The following is a 20772-nucleotide window of genomic DNA, read 5'->3' on the forward strand; positions in this document are numbered from 1 at the left end:
ACTCTCATTCGTTGTCCCATTCGGTGGCAAGATCGTCAATTTCTTCCTGGCTCAGTTCGAGCAGCGGCAGGTCGGACGGGGTGTGGCCGCCCGCGTCACCCCGCCGCACGTGCGTGACCAGGCCCCGCAGGGCCTCGGTCCACAGCTCGGCGAGTTCTTCCACGTCCTTCCTGTCGATCCAGTCCGCCGGGAAGGTCCACGTGGCCTCCAGCCGCGGGCCGGCGGGCAGGTCGTACGTGACGGCGTTGATCTCCAGCGGGTGCCCCACGGCCAGCCGCGGGCGGGGGGCCGCGGGCGGCGCCTCCTCGCCGGCGCGCTGGATCCGGCCGAGGTAGTTGAAGGCGATCTGCGGGGCGGGCAGCCCGGCCAGCCGGGGCGCGGTGCCGGGGTTGAGGTGGCGCAGCATCCCGAAGCCGATGCCGTTCTCGGGGACGGCGCGGAGCTGTTCCTTGACCCGCTTCATGGCCAGGCCGACGGCCGGCTCGCCGGCGCGGACGGCCGCCCAGTCGGCCGGGCCGGGGTCGACGGCCACGGGGAAGAGGCTGGTGAACCAGCCGACCGTGCGCGACAGGTCGACGTCGCCGGCGATGTCCTCGCGGCCGTGTCCTTCCAGGTCCAGCAGGACGGCGGTCGGCGCGGCCGGGGCCGCCGCGCGCCGGGACCGCCACTGCGAGACGGCGAGCCCGAGCCCGGTGAGCAGGACGTCGTTGACGCGCCCGTGGAAGGCCGCGGGCACGCTGGTCAGCAGCGGTTCCGTCACCTCGGCTGGCAGGGTCACGCGCACGTCGGCCGTCCGGTCGGAGGTGTCGCGCACCGGGTCGAGCGGGCGGCTGCCGAGGAGGGGGTCCGGCGTGGCGAGCACGTCGGTCCAGAACGGGAGCTGCGCCTCCCTGGCCGGGTCGCCGGCCAGCTCGCGCAGGCGCCGCGCCCACCGGCGGAACGAGGACGGCACCGGGTCCAGCTCGACCGGCTCGCCGGCGGCCAGCGCCGTCCAGGCGGCGTGCAGGTCGGGCAGCAGGATCCGCCAGGAGACGCCGTCGACGACCAGGTGGTGCAGCACCAGCAGCAGCCGGCCCTCGCGGTCCGGGCCGTGGTCGAACCAGACGGCGCGCACCATGACGCCCGCGTCCACGTCCAGGCCGGCCACGGCCGCGTGCCCGTGCCGGGCGAGCGCGGCCTCGTCGAGCCCGCCCCCGTCCAGCCCGCCGCCGTCCAGCCCGCCCGCGTCCAGCCCGCCCCCGTCAAGGCCGGTCGCGTCCACCCGGCGTACGCAGGTCGCGGCGTCGAGGGCGCCCTTCTCCGGCACCGTGAGCCGCCACTGCCCGTCCGTCCGCGACAGCCGCATCCGCAGGGCGTCGTGGTGGTCGAGCAGCGCCTGGAGCCCCTGGGTGACCAGGTCCAGGCGGACGCCCGGAGGCGTGGGCAGGAACGCCGACTGGTGGTGGGCGTCGATCGAGCCGTGCCGCTCGGCCAGCCAGGCGATGATGGGCGTGAGCGGCACGTCGCCGACGGCCTCCGCGGGGTCCTCGGTGACCCCGGCCGGAGCCGGCCGCATGGCGGCGGCCAGCGCCTCCATCGTCCGGTGGGTGAAGACGTCCCGGGGCGTCAGCTGCCAGCCCGCCCGGTGCGCCCGCGCCGCGAGCTGGATCGTCATGATGCTGTCGCCGCCGAGCTCGAAGAACCCGTCGTCGAGGCCGACCCGCTCCAGGCCGAGCACGTCGGCGACCAGGCCGCACAGCAGCTCCTCCTGCGGGGTGCGGGGGGCGCGGTGCGCGGCCAGGTTCCGCGACCACGGCTCGGGCAGCGCCCGGCGGTCGAGCTTGCCGTTGGGGGTCAGCGGGATCGCGTCGAGGTGCATGACCGCCGACGGGACGAGGTAGTCCGGCAGCAGGGCGGCCAGGTGGGCGCGCAGCTCGTCCGGGCTCGCCGCCTCCCCCGCCGGGACGACGTAGGCGACCAGGCGCTTGACGCCCGGCTGGTCCTCGCGCGCCACGACGACGCTGGTGGTGACGTCGGCGCGCTCGTTCAGCACCGCCTCGACCTCGCCGGGCTCGATCCGGAAGCCGCGGATCTTGACCTGCTCGTCGGCGCGGCCGAGGAACTCCACCTGCCCGTCCTCGCGCCACCGGACGACGTCGCCGGTGCGGTACATCCGCTCGCCGGGCGCGCCGAACGGGCAGGGCACGAACCGGTCGGCGGTCAGGTCCGGCCGGTGCAGGTAGCCGCGCGCCAGCCCGTCGCCCGCCAGGTACAGCTCGCCGGGCACGCCCACGGGCATCGGCTGGAAGTGCTCGTCCAGCACGTACACGTGCGCGTTGAGCAGCGGCGTGCCGATCGGCGGGGCGGCGCCGGGCGGCGCGGCGGCGACCAGCGCGGCCACGGTGAACTCGGTGGGGCCGTAGGCGTTGAACATGCGGCGCCCGGGCGCCCAGCGGGCGACCACCTCGGCGGAGCACGCCTCCCCCGCCGTGACCACGGTCTCCCAGCTCGGGTACGGGCGCTCGGGCAGGGTCGCCAGGACCTGGGGCGGCAGCACCGCGTGGGTCACGCCGGCGCCGTCGATCAGCTCGGCGAGCCGGTCGCCGCCCAGGCAGTCCAGCGGGCGCAGGACGAGCGCGGCGCCCGCCGCCCACGCCATCAGCATGTTGGCGACGGAGGCATCGAACCCGAAGGAGGCGAACTGCAGCACCCGCGACGTGCCGGTGATCCCGTACCGCTCGATGTTGTCGGCGGCCAGGGACGCCAGCCCGCGGTGGGTGACCACGACGCCCTTGGGCGTCCCGGTGGAGCCCGAGGTGTAGATGACGTAGGCGGGCTGGTCCAGCGCGATCGGCGGGCGCGGGTTGTCCGCCGTGGCGGGGACGTCCTCGATCGGCACGACGGCGTGGCCATCCGGGACGCGGGCGGCCAGGCCGGGCGCGGCCAGCACGAACGCGGGCTCGGCGGCGGCCAGCACCTGGGCGATCCGCGCGTCCGGGTGGTCCGGGTCGATCGGGACGTACGCGGATCCGGACTTGGCGACGGCGAGGAGCGCCACCACCAGTTCGACGGAGGCGGGGGCGAGCACGGCGATCAGCCGTTCGGCGCCCGCGCCGCGCTCGATCAGCGCCTTGGCCAGGCCGTTGGCGCGGGCGTCGAGCTGCGCGTAGGTCAGCTCGGTGTCGCCGAGGACCAGCGCCGGCGCGCCGGGGGTGCGGGCGGCGGCGGCCTCGAACAGCTCGGGCAGCGTCCGCGCGATCCCGGGCCGGGCGGTGTCGTTCCAGCGGACCAGGACCTGCTCCAGCTCGCCGTCCGTGAGCAGCGCGGTGTGGCCGAGCGGCCGGTCGGGGTCGGCGGCGACGGCGGTGAGGAGCCGGCCCAGCAGCGTGGCCAGCCGCCGCGCGGTGGCCGCGTCGAACAGGTCGGTGGCGTAGTTCAGCTCGCCGCTCAGCCCGGCCGGGTCGCCGGTGGCGGTGCGGTGCTCGGTGAGCTGGACGAGCAGGTCGAACTTGGCCACGCCCTCCTCGAACGGCACCGGGGCGACGTCGAGGCCGGGCAGGTCTAGCGTGGCGTGCTCGTCCGGCGCGAGGCTGAGCATCACCTGGAACAGCGGGTGGCGGCCCGCCGACCGCTCCGGCGCGACCAGGTCGACCAGCCGCTCGAAGGGCAGGTCCTGGTGGGCGAAGGCGCCGAGGTCGGTCTCCCTGACCCGCGCCAGCAGCTCGCGGAACGACGGGTTGCCCGAGGTGTCGTTGCGCAGCACCAGCGTGTTCACGAAGAACCCCACCAGGTCGGAGAGCGCCTGGTCGGTGCGGCCGGCGACCGGGGAGCCGATCGGGATGTCGGTGCCGGCGCCCAGCCGGGTGAGCAGCGCGGCCAGCCCGGCCTGCAGCGCCATGAACAGGGTGACCCGGTGCTCGGCCGCGACGGCGGCCAGCGCCCGGTGGGTTTCGGCGTCGACGCGCAGCTCGGCGGACGCGCCCCGGTGCGACGACACGGCGGGGCGCGGCCGGTCGGCGGGCAGCGCGATCTCGTCGGGCAGCCCGGCCAGCGTCTTCGACCAGTACGCGACCAGCTCGTCGGCCGAGTCGAGCACCTCCCGCTGCCACAGGGCGTAGTCGGCGTACTGGACGGGCAGCGGCTCCCATCCGGGGGCCGTGCCGCGCACGCGGGCGGAGTAGGCCGCCGCCAGGTCGCGGGCGAGCGGGCCCATCGACAGGGCGTCGCCCGCGATGTGGTGCACGACGATGAGCAGCACGTTCTCCTCGGCCGACAGCCGGAACAGCCGGGCGCGGACGGGCAGCTCGGTGGCCAGGTCGAAGCCCTCGGCGGCCGCCTCGGTCAGCACCGCGCGGAGCCGCCCGGGTTCGACGTCGGCGCACGGCAGGTCGATCGCGGCGTCCGGCACGATCTCCTGGCGCGGCACCCCGTCCACCTCCGGGAACACGGTGCGCAGGCTCTCCTGCCTGGCCAGCACGTCCGCGAACGCCTGCCGCAGCGCGCCGGCGTCCAGCGACCCGGTCAGCCGCAGCGCGGCGGGGATGTTGTAGGTCGCGTTCGGGCCCTCCATGCGGTTGAGGAACCACAGCCTGCGCTGCGCGAACGACAGCGGCAGCACGTCGGGCCTGGCCACGGGCCGCAGCGGCGGCTGGACGCGCCCGGACGCCTCGGCCAGGTGCCCGGCCAGCGCGGCGACCGTCGGTGCCTCGAAGACCAGCCGGATCGGCAGCTCCACGCCGAGCACGGCGCGCGCCCTGGACACCAGGCGGACGGCCGACAGCGAGTTGCCGCCCGCGTCGAAGAAGCCGTCGTCGATGCCCACCCGCTCGACGCCCAGGACCTCGGCGAACAGGTCGCACAGCACCTGTTCGCGGGGTGTGCGCGGCGCGCGGCTGACGACCGGGGCGGCCGCCTCCGGCGCGGGCAGCGCCCGGCGGTCCAGCTTCCCGTTGGCCGTCACGGGCAGCCGGTCGATCACCATGATCACCGACGGGACCATGTAGCCGGGCAGCCGCCCGGACACGAACCCGCGCAGCTCGGCGACGTCCGTCTCCGGCCCGGCCACCACGTACGACACGAGCCTCGGGTCGGCGCCGCCCTCCAGGACGGTCGCGGCCTCCGCGACCGCCGGGTGCGCGGCCAGCGCCGAGGAGATCTCGCCCAGCTCGATCCGGTAGCCGCGCAGCTTGACCTGGTCGTCGGCGCGGCCGAGGAACTCCAGGGTGCCGTCGGGGCGCCACCGGCCCAGGTCGCCGCTGCGGTAGAGCACGCCGCCGTCGCCGAACGGGTCCGGCACGAACCGCTGCGCGGTCAGCGCGGGGTTGCCGAGGTAGCCGCGCGCCACGCCCAGGCCGCTGATGTGGATCTCGCCGGGCGTGCCGACCGGGACCGGGGCGCCGTGCCGGTCGAGCAGGTGGACCCGGCCGTCGGCCAGCGGCCTGCCGATCGGGTTGCCCGCGCCCGGCTCCAGGTCGGCCTCGGTGATCCGGTGGAACGTGGTGTGCACGGTCGTCTCGGTGATGCCGTACATGTTCACCAGGGCCGGCCGGGACAGCCCGAACCGGGACGTCCACGGCCGCAGCTCGGCGATCTCCAGCTTCTCGCCGCCGAACACCACGTAGCGCAGGGCCAGCCGGTCCAGCCGGGGGTCGCCGTCCCTGGCCAGGGCGACGAGCGAGCGGAACGCCGACGGCGTCTGGTTCAGCACGCTCACCCGGTGGCGGACCAGCAGGTCGACGAAGTCGTCCGGGGAGCGCACCTGTTCGAGGGACGGCACGACGACCGTGCCTCCGTGGAAGAGCGCGCCCCACAGCTCCCAGACGGAGAAGTCGAAGGCGTAGGAGTGGAACAGGGTCCACACGTCGCCGAGGCCGAAGTCGAAGTGCCGCGCGGTGGCCTCGAACAGGCTCGTGACGTTGGCGTGGGTGACGCCGGTGCCCTTCGGCCGTCCGGTCGAGCCCGAGGTGTAGATGACGTAGCACAGGTCGCCGGCCGATCCCGGCGCGGCCGGGGCGGTGCCGGGGTAGCCTGACACGTCGCCGAGGACGAGCGCGCCGCGCAGGTCCGCGGCGCGGCCCTCGTCGGTGATCACGATCGGCGCGCCGGAGTCGGCCAGGATGTAGTTCACCCGCTCGTGCGGCTGCTGCGGGTCCAGCGGCAGGTACGCGGCGCCGGACTTGAGCACGCCGAGCAGGGTGGGCACGAGGTCGGGGCCCCGGTCGAGGCACACGCCGACCAGCGTCTCCGGCCCGGCGCCCAGCTCGATGAGGCGGTGGGCGCAGCGGTTGGCGCGCCGGTCGAGCTCGGCGTAGGTCAGCTCGGTGCCGCCGGACACGACGGCGACGGCGTCCGGGGTGCGCGCGGCCTGCCGTTCGAACAGCTCGTGCACCCGCGCGGCCGGCGCGGTGATCTGCTCGTCGCCGCTGAAGGCGGCCATCAGCGCCTCGTCGCCGTCGGGCAGGAACGTGGCGACGGCGTCGCCGCCGGGGTCCGCCGCCATCGCGGCGAGCACCTTGCGGTACATCTGGGTCAGCCTGTCGGCGTCGGCCCTGCTGATGACGCTGGTGTCGACGCTGATCCCGATGTGCCCGACGCGCACCGCCACGCCGAGCGGGAACTCCGTCGGGCTGTCGTCGATGCTGGCCAGGTAGTCCACCAGCCCGGTGTCGACCTGGTGGAAGTCCAGGTAGACGAACATGGTGTCCAGCAGCCGCCCGCCACCGGCCAGCTCCTGGATCGCGGGCATCGGGAACTGGCGGTGCCGCCACATCGTGCGCTCGCCGGCGAAGGTCCGCTCGACGAGGTCCCGCCAGGTCCGGGCGCCGGTCTCGTGGGCGAACGGCAGCGTGTTGAGGTACATGCCGTACACGTGCTCCGCGCCGGTCACCTCGGGCCTGCCGTGGAACACCACGCCCGCCAGGAACGACTCCTCCTCGGTGAGCTGGCTGAGCACCTTGAGGTGCGCGGCCAGCAGCACGCTCTTCATCGGGGCGCCGGCGGCGTCCGCCAGCGCGCGCAGCCCGGGCTCCAGGTCGAGGAAGGAGACGACGGCCGTGTGGCTGCTCCGCTCGGCCTCGCCCGTTCCGGGCGTCACGGCGAACTTCGGGTGGCCACGGACGATGTCGCGCCAGTAAGCCCGGCTCTCCTCCGACTCCAGCGAGCGCAGCTCGGCGGCGATGAAGTCGGCGTAACGCAGCCGGGGGGCCTCCCACGGCTCCGGCTCGGCGCCGTCGCGCAGCCGCCGGTAGCAGCCCAGCAGGTCCATCAGCATCGAGTGGTGGCTCCAGCCCTCCATCACCGCGTGGTGCTCGGTGACCGACAGCCACCACGAGCCGTCCGCGCAGGTGTGGGCGGCCAGCCGGATCAGGCACGGCCGGCCCAGGTCCTCGAACGGGCGGGCCCGCTCGGCCTCGACGTAGGCGCGCATCGCCCGATCGATGCCGGCGTCGTCGAGGTCGCCGAGGTCCGCCGTGGTGACGGACATCTCCGCCTCCCGGTGGACGAGCTGCATCGGCACGCTGTACGTGGTCATGTCGATGGCCGTGCGCAGCGCCTCGTGGCGGGCGACGAGGATCGCGGCCGCCTCACGGAACGCCTCGGGGGAGAACGGCGCCCCGTCGCGGATCCGGAACGACGTGGCGTTGTGGTAGACGCGCAGCTCCTGGTCGGCCATCATCTCGGCGACCATCCCGGCCTGCACCCGGGAGAGCGGGTACGCGTCGGCGACCCCGGCGGGGACCTTGGCCCGGTCCGCCGGCGAGATCAGCTCGAACGGCCGCACGTACCCCTGTTCGGGCGCGTCGTCCTGGGGCGCGCCGACGGCGGCGGCCAGCGCGGCGACGCTGCGGTGCTCGAACAGGTCGCTGACGCCGACGTCGAACCCGGCCTCGCGCAGCGCGCCCGCGAGCGCCACCGCGCGGATCGAGTCGCCGCCGATGTCGAAGAACCCGTCGTGCACGCCGACCTTGTCCACGCCGAGCACGTCGCTCCAGATGGCGGCGATCCGCTCCTCCACGCTGTCGCGGGGGGCCAGGTAGTCGCCCCGGGTGCCCAGTTCGGCGCGGCCGGGCGCGGGCAGGGCGGCGCGGTCGAGCTTGCCGTTGTTGGTCAGCGGGAAGCGGTCCAGCACGACGAAGGCCGAGGGGACCATGTACTCGGGCAGGTCGCGGGCGAGGAACTCGCGCAGCTCCGCCGGGGGCGGGACGTCGCCGCCGTCACTGATCAGGTAGCCGACGAGCTGCTTGTCCCCGGCGGAGCCGCTCTCCCTGAGCAGGACGACAGCCTCGCTGATGCCGGGGTGCCGGGTGAGCACGGTCTCGATCTCGCCCAGCTCGATGCGGTAGCCGCGCAGCTTGACCTGGTGGTCGATGCGGCCGAGGAATTCGAGGCTGCCGTCGGGGAGCCTGCGGGCCAGGTCGCCGCTGCGGTACATGCGGGCGCCCGGGTGCGCGCCGAAGGGGTCGGGGACGAACTTCTCGGCGGTGAGCGCCGGCCGGTTGAGGTAGGCGCGGGCGACGCCGGGCCCGCCGACGTGGATCTCGCCGGGGACGCCGATCGGCACCAGGTTCCCCCACTGGTCCAGCAGGTGGACACGCAGGTCGGCGAGCGGGCGGCCCACGGCGTTGCCGGCGCCCGGCCGCAGGTCGGCCTCGTTCACCTCGTGGTAGGTGGTGTGCACGGTCGTCTCGGTGATGCCGTACATGTTGACCAGGACGGGGCCACGCAGGCCGAACCTGGCGACCCACGGCTCCAGCTCGGAGATCTCCAGCTTCTCCCCGGCGAACACGACCGCGCGCAGTCTCAGCCGGTCGAGGCCCGGGTGGCCCTGCCGGGCGAGGCCGACCAGGCCGCGGAAGGCCGACGGCGTCTGGTTGAGCACGGTCACCCCGTGCTCGGCCAGCAGGGCGAGCAGGTCCTCGGGGGAACGGGTCACCTCGCGGGGCGGCACGACGAGGGTGCCGCCGTACAGCAGCGAGCCCCACAGCTCCCACACGGACACGTCGAAGGCGTAGGAGTGGCACAGGGGCCACACGTCGGCCGCGGAGAAGCGGTAGTGCCGCTCGGCGCTCCGCAACAGCCGGACCACGTTGGCGTGGGACAGGCACACGCCCTTGGGCCGCCCGGTCGAGCCGGAGGTGTAGATGACGTAGATCAGGTCGTCGGCCGTGCCGGGGACGGCGAGGTCGTCGCCGGAGTGGCCGGCGATGAGCTCGCGGTCCCGGTCGACGTCCACGATCGTGCCCTCGTAGAACCCGGCGACGGTACGGGCGCGGGCGGCCGAGGTGACGAGCACGGGGGCGGCCGCGTCGGTGACCATGAAGCCGAGCCGGTCGGCCGGCTGGGCGGGGTCCAGCGGCAGGTAGGCGGCGCCGCACTTGAGGACCGCGAGCAGGGCGGGGACGAGGGCGAGGTCGTTGTCCAGGCACACGCCGACCAGCGAGCCGGGCCCGGCGCCCAGGGTGCGCAGGTGGCGGGCCAGCCGGTTGGCCTCGGCGTTGAGCTGGGCGTAGGTGAGCCGGGTCTGCCCGAACACGACGGCGGTCGCGCCGGGGGTGCGGGCGGCCTGCCGTTCGAACAGCTCGTGGACGCGGCCGTCGATGACCGGCTGCTCGGCGGCGCCGATCTGCAGCGCGCGCTCCTCGGCGCCGATGAAGCCGAGCGTGGCCGCCCGCGCGGCGGGGTCGGCGGCGACCGCCCGGAGGAGCCGCACGTAGTTGCCGGCCATCCGCGTCATGGTGTCCCGGTCAAACAGGGCGGTCGCGTACTCCAGCTTGGCCGGCAGCCTGTCGTGCTCGCTCTCGTCCACCAGGAGGGTCAGGTCGAAGCGGGAGAAGCGGGAGGAGCCGGGGATCGGCGCGACCGTGAGGCCGGGCAGCCGCAGCCCGGCCTTCTCTCCCTGCTGCAGGGTGAAGGCGACCTGGAACAGCGGGGTCCTGGACATGTCGCGCTGCGGCTGCAGCTCGTCCACCAGGAGGGCGAACGGGATGCCCTGGTGGTCGAAGGCGTCGGCGACCATGCCGTGGGCGTCGGCGAGCAGGTCCTGGAAGGCGGCGTCGTCGTCCCAGCGGGCGCGCAGGACGAGGCTGTTGATGCCGTAGCCGATCAGCTCGCGCAGCTCGGGGCGGGAGCGGCCGGAGACCATCGTGCCCACCGGGATGTCGGTCTTGCCGGTGTAGCGCGAGAGCAGCACGTGGAAGGCGGTCAGCAGGACGGTGAACAGCGTGGTGCCGCGGTCGCGGGCCAGTTCGCGGAGCCGGGCGGCCAGGTCGCCGGGGATCTCGAAGCCGAGGACGTCCCCGGCGGGGTCGCGGTGGCCCGGCCGGGGCCGGTCGGCGGGCAGGTCGAGCGGCTCCATGCCGTCCAGGCGCTGCCGCCAGTAGCGCAGGTGCCGCTGGTGCTCGGAGTCCTGGGCGCGTTCCCAGGCCGCGTAGTCGGCGTACTGGACGGCCAGCGGGGGCAGCGTCGGCGGGCGTCCCTCGTGGCGGGCCGCGTACAGCTCGCCGAGCTCGGCGGTCAGGACGGCCAGCGACCAGGCGTCGCAGGCGATGTGGTGCAGGACGACGATCAGCGCGTGGTCGTCGTCGGCCAGCCGGGCCAGCGTGGCCCGGACCGGCCACTCGTGCTCCAGGTCGAACGGGGCCAGCGCCTCCCGCTCGCTGAGCTCGGCGACGGCGGCGTCCCGGTCCTCGCGGGCGGACAGGTCCAGCGACGTCAGCCGCAGGTCACCGGGGGCGTCGACGACCTGGACGGGCTCGGTCCCGGCCATGCGGTAGCGGGTGCGCAGGATCTCGTGCCGGGCGAGCACCTCCCGCCACGCCTCCACCAGGGCGGCCACGTCGAGCGGCCCGCGCAGCCGCCACGCGACGGGGACGAGGTACTCCGGGTTGCTGGTCTCCAGCCGGTTGAGGAACCAGAGCTGCTGCTGGCCGAACGACAGCGGAAGACGCGCGTTGCGATCGGCCAGGGGTATGCCCGCGGCGGGTGATCCCCGGCGCGCTCGCCGGGCTTCAAGGCTCCGGCGGATCAGCTCCTCACGAGCGGAATTCGAGACTGGCTCGTTGCTCATCCCCGTTGCTCCCTAGACAGGTGGTCGGCCATCAGAGAACGAGCCTTGGATCAGCGCCTATACGGGCCCTATACGGGGGCGCCCGTCTCACGGCGCAGGCTCGCGGGGCGCATGTCGGTCCACACGCGCCCGATGTGGGCGAGGCATTCCTCGCGGGTCCCGGTGAACCCCTCGGGTCTCCAGCCGGCCGGGAGAGCCCGGTCGGCCCACCAGATCGAATGCTGTTCCTCGTCGTTGAGCACGACGAGGAACGGGGCGGCGGTTCGCTGCTCGGTCATGGGGAACTCCTCGCTGCGCGGCGCCGGTGCGCCGGCGTTGTCGCGAGGAGTCTCGACACCTCCGCCATATCCGCCCTATACGGACGTCTCCCGATTACTGGTCTTTCTTGATCACTGGGCCGGGGCGATCTCGCGGAAGCCGATGCCGTCCATCTGGATGGAGGCGGCCGTCATCCGGGCCAGGGCCGCCTGGCGGTCCAGTGAGGAGTCCTCCCGCACGGCGAAGTCCAGCGCGAGCGCGCGGACCAGCGGGTGGAAGCGGTACTGCGCGGACATCCCGTGCGTGCCGGGCACGCTCTCCAGCAGCCGGGCGTCCAGCAACTGCTCGACCAGGTCGCGGGCCCGGGTGACCTTGGTGTCGAGGACGACGGCCGCCATCCACAGCGTGAAGGCGGGCACGTCGAGCAGCACGAGCAGCCGCAGGGCCCGCTGGGTGTCCGGCGCCAGCGCCAGGTAGCTGCGGCCCAGCCGGTCCCTGAGCGTGGCGTCGGCGGCGCCCAGCTCCGCCAGCCGCTGCCGGGGGTCGGCCAGCCGCTGGGCGAGCTGGCCCAGCGACCAGTGCGGCTTGGCCACCAGGCGCATGCCGGCCAGGCGGACGCCCAGCGGCAGCCGGCCGCAGAACGCGGCGATGCGCGCGGCCTCCTCCGGCTCCGCCTGGACGCGGTGGGCGCCGATGATCCGGCCGAGCAGGTCGACGGCGTGCCGCTCGGCCGGCACGTCCAGGTCCAGTGCCGGCATCCCGGCGAGCACCAGCCGCGTCCGGCCGGTCACCAGGACGGCGCTCCTCGGGCCCGGCGGCAGCAGCGGCCGGACCTGCTGCTCGCCGGCCGCGTCGTCGAGCACCACCATGATCCGCTGGTGGATCATCCGGCTCCGGTAGAGGCGGACGCGCTCCTCGAACGAGGCGGGCACCGCCGAGGCGTCCACGCCGAGCGACAGCAGCATCTCGCCGAGCGCGTCGAACGGCGACACCGGGCGGGCCCGCAGCCCGCCGAGGTCGACGAAGAGCTGCCCGTCCGGGTAGCGGTCGAGGACCTGGTAGGCGACGTGGACGGCCAGCGCGGTCTTGCCCACCCCGGCCATGCCGCCGACGACCGAGCCCACCGTGACGCCCTGGCCGCCCTTGCTGCCGAGCGAGGCGCTGAGCTCGGCGGACTCCGCGGACCTGCCGGTGAAGTCGCCCACGTCGGGCGGGAGCTGGCCGGGGCGCAGGCGCGTGGTGACCGTCGCGCGCTCCCCCGCCGCGTCGAGCGCCGGGTCGCCGACGAGCACCTTGCCGTACAGCTCGCGCAGCTCCTGGCCGGGCTCGGTGGACAGATCGTCGGCGAGCAGGCCGCGCAGGTCCTCGTAGACGTTGATCGCGTCGGCCTGCCTGCCCGAGCGGTGCAGGGCCAGCATGAGCTGGCCGCGCAGGCGCTCGCGCCACGGGTGCCTGGACACCAGCCCGGTCAGCTCCGACACCAGGCCACTGTGCCGGCCCAGGAGCAGGTCGGCGTCGACGCGGTCCTCCAGGGTGGCGAGCTTGGCCTCCTCCAGGCGGGGCCGCTCCACGGCGGTGAGCAGGTCGGTGGCGCCGGACAGCGCCGGGCCGCGCCAGAGCGCCAGCGCCTCGCCCAGCACGCGCGCCGCCTCGCCCGCCGCCCCCTTCTCCAGCAGGTGCCTGCCCTGCCGGGTGAGCTTCTCGAAGACGAGCAGGTCCACCGCGTCCGGGTCGGCCTCCATGAGGTAGCCGGGCCGCTGCCGGGTGATGGAGACGCCGAGCTTCTGCCGCAGCCGCGAGACGTAGATCTGGATCTGCGCCTCGGAGGTGGTGGGCAGCTCCTCCCCCCACAGCATCTCCGCGATCCAGGAGTCCGACACGATGCGCGAGCGCGACAGCAGGAGGATCGCCAGCAGCGTACGGATTTTGGTGGCGCTGAGTTCGACCGGGCCCGACGCCCCGCTCACCGTTATCGGGCCGAGTATGCGAAAGTGCAGCACCCCATCACCTTTCATCACGAAGCTCGTCTCGGGTCGTCACCGGCGCCCGTGCCTGGCCAGCCGCCGGGGGATCACGTCGAAGGTGCGCGAGTCCTCGTGCCGGGCCAGCAGCTCGGCGAACATCACCTCGCCCGCCTCGCCCGCCGACCGGGCGGGCGCCCCGAGGCGGGCGGCGATCCGGCGCAGGGCGACCCGCTGCCAGGCGGCGCCGAAGTCGCCGGCCCGCGCCGCCGTCACCCCCGCGCACGCGGCGGCGGCCAGCGTGAACGCGTACTGCTCGGCCAGCGCGAACGTGGCCGCCGAGGCCGTCACGGTCCGCTCGCCCGGCGGCAGCTCCTCGCAGCGCGTGCGCAGCTCGGCCAGCCGGTCGAGGAAGAACGCCCGCAGCTCGGCGTCCTCGATCCGCGACAGCGCGGCGGTCAGGCTGTCGCGGCCCCGCGCGTCCGGCGCCAGCCTGTCGAAGTCGAGCTCGGGCAGCGCGGAGCCGAGGTCGAACAGCTCGTCCGGCCCGGCGTCGGCGCGCAGCCAGCTCCGCCGCGCCAGCCGGGGCAGCTGCGGGATGATCGTCGCCAGGCAGGCGGCGCTGCTCGAATGGGCCAGCGCGGCCACGGCGAGATCCCGGTGATACTTCTGGAAGATCCCGTAGGGGCCCTCCCGCAGGTACGAGCGCGCGCCGAGGATCGTGAAGAGGTCGTAGGAGGCCGAGTCGAGCAGGGCGCACACCACGTACTTGCAGGCCGCCGCGAGCACGCTGGTCTGCTCGGGCAGCAGGTGCAGGGCGCGCCCGGCCACCGCGCCGAACGCGTCGCACACCAGGAGGTCGGCGAAGACGCCCACCAGGCAGTCGCGGGTGACCGGGATGTCGGCCACCGGCCGGCCGTAGAGCACCCGCTCCCCGGCGAAGCTCAACGCCAGCCGGAGCTGGGTGTCCAGGGCGCCGAGCGCGATGGCGGGCAGCGCGATCCGCGTCACCTGGAAGGCGCGCAGCGCGGTCTCCAGGCCGGTGCCGGGCTCGCCGAGCAGCGCGTCCGCGGGCACCCGGCTGCCCTCGAACGCCACCCCGGCCAGGGGGGTGGCGCGCAGCCCGGACGTGTGGTGGCGGGGCAGGATGCGGTAGTCGCGGGTGCCGGCCAGGTCGACCAGCAGCATGGAGTGGCTGCGGCTGCCGGGATCGTCGCGGGTGCGGGCGAACACGGTGACGGCGCGGGCCCGGCCGATGTTGTTGATGAGCTGCTTGGTCCCGGTCATCACCAGGCTGTCGCCGTGCGCCTCGGCGCGCATCGACATGCGCGAGAAGTCGGCGCCGTGGGCCAGCTCGGTGAACGCCGCCGCCGCCCGGTCGCCGCCGAGCAGCCGCCCGGCCAGCCACTCGCGCTGGGCGGCGTCGCCCGCCGTCCATACCGGGACCGCGGCGATGAAGCTCGTCACCCCGTAGCCGATGCCCAGCGTGGGATCGCGCCTGAAGACCGCCCGCATCTCCTGGACGAGGCCGTTCACGTCGGCGAAGGCGCCGCCGAGCGAGGCCGGGACGAACCGGTCGGCCAGCCGCGCCCCGTCGAGGACGGCCTCCCCGGCGGCCAGCAGCTCGCCCCGCTCGTCGGCGGCCAGGACCGCGGCGAACCCGGTGGGGTTCGCCGCGTTCCAGGGGTCCCCGAAAAGCTCGTCCAGCGTCGTCATCGGCACCACTGTCATCGGCACCACTCGAGCACGGCCATGGCGCTGTGCAGCTTGTTCTCCGCCTGGTCGAAGACGATGCTGTGCGGGCCGTCGATGACCTCGGCGGTGACCTCCTCGCCCCGGTGGGCGGGCAGGTCGTGCATGAACGCCGCGCCGGGGCTCGCCCGCCACAGCTCGCCGGTCACCTGGAAGGGCGCGAACGTGTCACGCCAGTCCGGGTCGGGCTTGGCGGTGCCCGTGGTCTGCCAGCGGGTGGTGTAGACGACGTCCACGGCCTCCGGCAGGTCCCGCATGTCGTGCCGTTCGGTGACCACCTTGGGGTTCACCCGGGCGAGCACGTCGTCGGCCAGGCCGTAGCCCGGCGGGGTGCGCAGTTCGAGCTCGACCGCGTCGTACCTGCTCAGCGCGAGGGCGAGGGCGGCGGCGGTGTTGTTGCCCTCGCCCACGTACAGGATGCGCAGGCCCTCGATCGCGCCGAAGCGCCACAGCAGCGTGGTGAGGTCGGTCAGCGCCTGGGTGGGGTGCTCGGTGGCGCTCATCGCGTTGATCACCGACATGCGGTTGTCCGCGGCGTACATGCGCATCTCGGCCGGGTCGCCCGCGGTGCGCATGACGAAGACGTCCAGCATCCGGTTCAGCACCTTGGCGGTGTCCTCGACGGACTCGCCGGTGTTGGTCTGCAGGTCGTTCGGGCCGAAGGCGATCGTGCGCGCGCCCAGGCGCAGCGCGCCCGAGGTGAAGGCGGTGCGCGTCCTGGTGGAGGTCTTGCTGAAGTAGATTCCGACGATCTGGTCGGCGAGCGGGTGCGTGGTGACGCCGCCGTTGCGGAAGTCCAGGCCGCGGCGGGCCAGGTGGCGCAGGGCCTCGTCCGAGAGGTCGTCGATCGAGATCAGGTGCTGGGGCGTCATGCCGTTTCCTCCACTCGGAAGTCCTCGTCCAGCAGGACGGCCTCGACGCGGCCGGCCAGCAGGGCGAGTTCGGATTGCTCGAAGACCTCGCGGGCGCCGAGCTCCACGTCGAGCTCCTCCCGGACCCGGGAGATCATCTTGAGCACCTGGAGCGAGTTGCCGCCCAGGGCGAAGAAGTCGTCGCGCGCGCCCACCTTGTCGACGCCGAGCACGTCCTGCCAGATCTCGGCCAGCAGCGTCTCCACCGTGGTGCGCGGCGCGACGAACCGCGCCGCGCCGGTCTCCTCGCGTCCGGGCAGCGGCAGGGCGGCCCGGTCGAGCTTGCCGTTGACGGTCAGGGGGATGCGGTCCAGCGCGATGACGGCGGCGGGCACCATGTAGTCGGGCAGGCTCCGGCCCAGCGCCTCCTTCAGCTCGCCCACGTCGATGCTGTCGCCGGCCGGTTCGACGTAGCCGACCAGCGCCTGGTCGCGCACGACGACGACCGCGTCGCGGACGCTCCGCTGGCCGAGCAGCGCCGCCTGGATCTCGCCCAGCTCGATGCGGTAGCCGCGGATCTTCACCTGGTCGTCGGCGCGGCCCAGGAACTCCAGGCTGCCGTCCGGGTTGCGCCTGGCCAGGTCGCCGCTGCGGTAGAGCCGCCCGCCGCCGGGGGCGGGCAGGAACCGCTCGGCGGTCAGCGCCGGCCGGTTCAGGTAGCCGCGCGCCACGCCCGGGCCCTCGACGTGGATCTCGCCGGGCACGCCGACGGGCGCGACGCCCCCGTGCTCGTCCAGCAGGTGCACGGTGAGGTCGGCGAGCGGGACGCCGATCGGGCTGCCGTGGTCGTCCGGGCGGATCTCGTGGAGCGTGGTGTGGACGGTGGTCTCGGTGATCCCGTACATGTTGATCAGCCGTGGGCGTTCGGCGCCGAACCGGCGGATCCACGGCGTCAGCTCGCCCACCTCCAGCTTCTCGCCGCCGAACACCACGGCGCGCAGCGCGAGCTCCCCCACCCGGGGGTCGTCCTCGGCGGCGAACGCGACGAGCTGCCGGAAGGCGGACGGCGTCTGGTTCAGCACCGTGACCCGCTCCTCGCGCAGCAGGTCCAGGAACCGGTCCGGGTCGCGCACCACGTCGCGGGGGACGACGACGAGCCGGCCGCCGTAGAGCAGCGCGCCCCACATCTCCCACACCGAGAAGTCGAAGGCGTAGGAGTGGAAGAGCGTCCACACGTCCTCGGGGCCGAAGGCGAAGGCCGCCTCGGTCGCGCCGAACAGGCGCAGCACGTTGGCGTGCGTCACCTCGACGCCCTTGGGCCGCCCGGTGGAGCCCGAGGTGTAGATCACGTACATGACGTCGTCGGGCGCGACCGGCGTCCGCGGGTCGTCGGGCGAGGAGCCGGCCGGGAACGCGTCGAGCAGCACCACCGGCCCGGTGACCCGGTCCGCGAGATCCCGCGTGGTGACCACGAGCGCGGCGGCGGCGTCCTCGATCATGTACGTGAGCCGCTCGGCGGGCTGGCCGGGGTCCAGGGGCAGGTATCCGGCGCCCGACTTCAGCACGGCCAGCAGCGTGACGATCAGCTCGGGGCCGCGTTCCAGGCAGACGCCGACCAGGCCGCCCGGCCCGGCCCCGAGGGCGCGCAGGTGGCGGGCCAGGTGGTTGGCCCGGCCGTTCAGCTCCGCGTACGTCATGCCGTCCACGGCCGGGGCGCCGGGGGTGCGCGCCGCCTGCTCCTGGAACGCCTCGTGCACGCAGCGGGAGGGCGGGGCGGCGCGGCGCGCGGGCTGCTCGAAGTCCGCCAGGTCGACGGCCGACAGCCGGGTGCGCGGCCGGGCCGCGACCTCGCGCAGGAGCTTGAGCAGGCGGCCGGCCATCCGCGTGGCGGTGTCCCGGTCGAACAGCGCGGTGGCGTACTCGATCGAGGCGAGCACCGAGCCGTCCGGCCGCCGCTGCGCGAGCAGGCTGAGGTCGGTCTTGGCGATCAGCCACGACCCGGCCATCACCTCGGCGTCCGCCGCCTCCAGCGCCGTGTCCGTGTGGCCGACCTCGTGCAGGTCGAAGGTGACCTGGTAGATCGGCGTCCGGGTCAGGTCGCGCTCCGGCTGGAGCTCCTCCACGAGCCGGTCGAAGGGCAGGCGCTGGCGGGCGAAGCCGGCGCGGCAGACCTCGTTGACGCGGGCCACGGCCTCCTCGAAGGAGGGGTTGCCGGTCAGGTCCATGCGCAGGGCGAGGGCGTTGAGGAAGAACCCCACGACGTCGGCGAACTCGGCGCGATCGCGCCCGGCGACCGGGGTGCCGACGGCGAAGTCCCGCTGCCCGCTGTGCCGGGAGATCAGCATCGCCCAGGCGGTCAGCAGCACGGCGACCAGCGTGGCGCCGCGCTCGCGCCCCCACGCGGCCAGGGTGTTGGCCAGGTCCGCCGGGATGTCGAAGGTGACCAGGGCGCCGCGTGGGTCGCGCTGGGCGGGCCGGGGCCGGTCCGTGGGCAGGTCGAGCGCGGGCACGCCGGCCAGGTGGTCGCGCCAGTAGGCGAGGTCGCCGGCGAGGCTGTCCTCGGTCAGGGTGCGGCGCTGCCAGGCCGCGTAGTCGGCGTACTGCAGGGGGGCGGGCGGCAGGTCCTGGCCGGCGCAGAGCGCGCGCAGCTCCCGGTCGAGCACCACGGTCGACCAGCCGTCGCTGGCGATGTGGTGGACGGTGATCAGCAGCAGGTCGCCCGCCAGCAGCGCCCGCCACACGGGCCCGCGTTCCAGGTCGAAGCCCCGGGCGAGCTGTTCGGCGACCAGCGTCGCGGGGTCCTCGCCGGGGGCGGCGACCCGCAGCTCGACCGGCGCGGGGGCGTCGACGACCGGCCGGGGCTCGCCGTCGGCCGGGACGTAGCGGGTGCGCAGGATCTCGTGCCGCTCGGCCAGCCGGTACAGGGCGGCCCGGACGGTGTCCGGGTCGGCGTGGTCCAGCCTGACGAACAGCGGCGCGACCCACTCGGGGCTGCCGGGCTGGATCCGGTCGAGGAACCACAGGCGGCGCTGGCCGTAGGAGACCTCGGCGGCGGCCCCGCGCCGGGCCGGGCCGACGCGCTCGTCCCCGGGGGCCTGCCGGTCCAGGAGCTCGGCCTGGCCGGACACCGTGGAGATCGCGTACAGGTCGGGGACGGGCACGCCGAGCCGGTTGGCGAGCTTGGTCAGGAGCAGCGAGGTGCCGCCCCGCTGGAAGAAGTCGTCCTCGGCGCCGATCCGCCCGACGCCCAGCAGCTCGGACCAGACGGCGGCGACCCGCCGCTCGGCGGGGGTGCGCGGCGGCGTGTGGGCGGCCTCCTCGGCGGGAGCCTTCAGCGCCGCGCGGTCGATCTTCCCGCTGGGCAGCACAGGCAGCCTGTCGTGCAGGACGTAGCGGGTCGGCACGTGGGTGTCGGGGAGCACGTCGCGGGCGAACAGCCGCAGCTCGGCCGGGGCGACGCCGCCGGCGACGTGCGCGACCAGGCGTCCCTCCGACGCGACGACGGCCACGGCCGCCACGGCCGGATGGCCCTGGAGGACGGCCTCGATCTCGCCGGGCTCGACCCGGACGCCGTTGACCTTGAGCTGGTCGTCGAGGCGGCCCATGAAGTGCAGCACGCCGTCCTCGGACCAGCGCACGAGATCGCCGGTGCGGTAGAGCCGTTCACCGTCGCCGAAGGGGTCGGGCACGAAACGCTCGGCCGTCAGGGCGGGCATGCCCAGGTAGCCGCGGCCGACGCCGGGCCCGCCCGCGCACAGCTCGCCGGGCACGCCGATGGGCGCCAGGCCGCCCTCCTCGTCCAGGACGCGCACCCGCATGCCGGAGATCGGCCGGCCGATCGGCACCGCCTCGCCGTCCTGGTCCGGGTCGACGAGGTGCGCGGTCACGTCGATGGCGCACTCGGTGGGCCCGTAGGTGTTCCACATCGCCAGCCCCGGCAGGGCGGCGGCCCGCGCCAGCCCGGCGTGCAGCGGCTCGCCGGCGCTGAACAGCAGCCGCAGCGAGCCCAGGTCCGCCCAGCCGGGCTCGCGGACCAGCTCGCGCAGCAGCGACGGGACGACCTGGAGCACGGTGATGCCGTGCTCGCGCGCCATCCCGACGAGCGTGGCCGGATCGCGCTCGGCGCCCGGCGGCGCGACGACCACCGTGCCGCCGCTCACCAGCGGCCCGACCAGCTCCCAGCCGGCCGCGTCGAAGGTGACGGACGTCTTGTGCAGCAGCCTGTCGCGCGGGCCCAGCTCGTGCGTCCGCGTCGTCCACAGCACCCGGTTGGCGATGCCCCCGTGCGTCACGACGACGCCCTTGGGCCGCCCGGTCGAGCCGGAGGTGTAGATCACGTACGCGGCGTCCGCGCCGGAGACCGGGACGGGCGCGGCCTCCGGGGTGGGCAGCGAGCGCAGCAGCTCCGGGGTGAGCACGATGGCGGGCCGGGCGTCCCGCAGGATGCGGTCGCGGCGCTCGCGCGGGTGCTCGGGGTCGGTCGGCAGGTAGGCGGCGCCGCTGCGCCACACGCCGAGGACGGCGACGATGAAGTCGGCGCCGCGCGGCAGGTTGAGGCAGACGACGTCGCCCCGGCCGATGCCCCACCCGCCCAGCAGGTGGGCCAGGCGGGCGGCCCGGCGGGCCAGCTGGGCGTAGGTCAGGGTGCGGTCCCCGTCCACGACGGCGACCGCGTCCGGTGTGGCCGCCGCCTGCCGCCACACCAGGTCGCCGAGGAGACCGTCGCTCACCGCAGGCTCCGCGGGCGCATGTCGGTCCAGACCTGCTCGATGTGGCGCAGGCACTCGTCCTTGGTGCCCTGGGTCCCCTCGGCCTGCCAGCCGGAGGGCAGGTCCCGGTCCGCCCACCAGATGGAGTACTGCTCTTCGTCGTTGAGCACTACCAGGTACTTGTCGCTCATGGCGGA

At 74.7% G+C, this 20772-nt stretch carries 7 protein-coding genes; all 7 read right to left on the reverse strand.

Annotated elements, in window-relative coordinates; genetic code table 11:
* Positions 1-4: 4 nt before the first annotated feature.
* Positions 5-11044, reverse strand: coding sequence for an amino acid adenylation domain-containing protein (locus tag AB0J53_RS07600; RefSeq protein WP_364169656.1), 11040 nt, complete (start codon positions 11042-11044; stop codon positions 5-7).
* 68 nt (positions 11045-11112) lie between these two features.
* On the reverse strand, positions 11113-11322 hold the full coding sequence (locus AB0J53_RS07605) for an MbtH family NRPS accessory protein (protein WP_364169659.1): 210 nt from the start codon (positions 11320-11322) through the stop codon (positions 11113-11115).
* A 111-nt stretch (positions 11323-11433) separates the two neighbouring features.
* Positions 11434-13269, reverse strand: a complete 1836-nt coding sequence (locus AB0J53_RS07610; RefSeq protein WP_364169662.1) for a BTAD domain-containing putative transcriptional regulator — start codon at positions 13267-13269, stop codon at positions 11434-11436.
* A gap of 69 nt (positions 13270-13338) precedes the next feature.
* The gene (locus AB0J53_RS07615; protein ID WP_364169664.1) at positions 13339-14994 is read right to left on the reverse strand and encodes an acyl-CoA dehydrogenase; all 1656 of its coding nucleotides are present in this window, start codon (positions 14992-14994) and stop codon (positions 13339-13341) included.
* Positions 14991-15887 (reverse strand): ornithine carbamoyltransferase, encoded by an 897-nt coding sequence (locus AB0J53_RS07620; RefSeq protein WP_364169667.1) that lies wholly within the window; start codon positions 15885-15887, stop codon positions 14991-14993. The genes AB0J53_RS07615 and AB0J53_RS07620 overlap by 4 nt, the downstream gene beginning before the upstream one ends.
* Positions 15884-20596: an amino acid adenylation domain-containing protein gene (locus AB0J53_RS07625; RefSeq protein ID WP_364169670.1), complete on the reverse strand. Its 4713-nt coding sequence runs from the start codon at positions 20594-20596 to the stop codon at positions 15884-15886. Before AB0J53_RS07625 ends, AB0J53_RS07620 begins: the two co-directional genes overlap by 4 nt.
* Positions 20593-20766: an MbtH family protein gene (locus tag AB0J53_RS07630; RefSeq protein ID WP_219511627.1), complete on the reverse strand. Its 174-nt coding sequence runs from the start codon at positions 20764-20766 to the stop codon at positions 20593-20595. The genes AB0J53_RS07625 and AB0J53_RS07630 overlap by 4 nt, the downstream gene beginning before the upstream one ends.
* Positions 20767-20772: the final 6 nt, after the last annotated feature.

The sequence above is a fragment of the Nonomuraea sp. NPDC049725 genome, from assembly GCF_040674795.1.
Lineage (GTDB): Bacteria > Actinomycetota > Actinomycetes > Streptosporangiales > Streptosporangiaceae > Nonomuraea > Nonomuraea ceibae.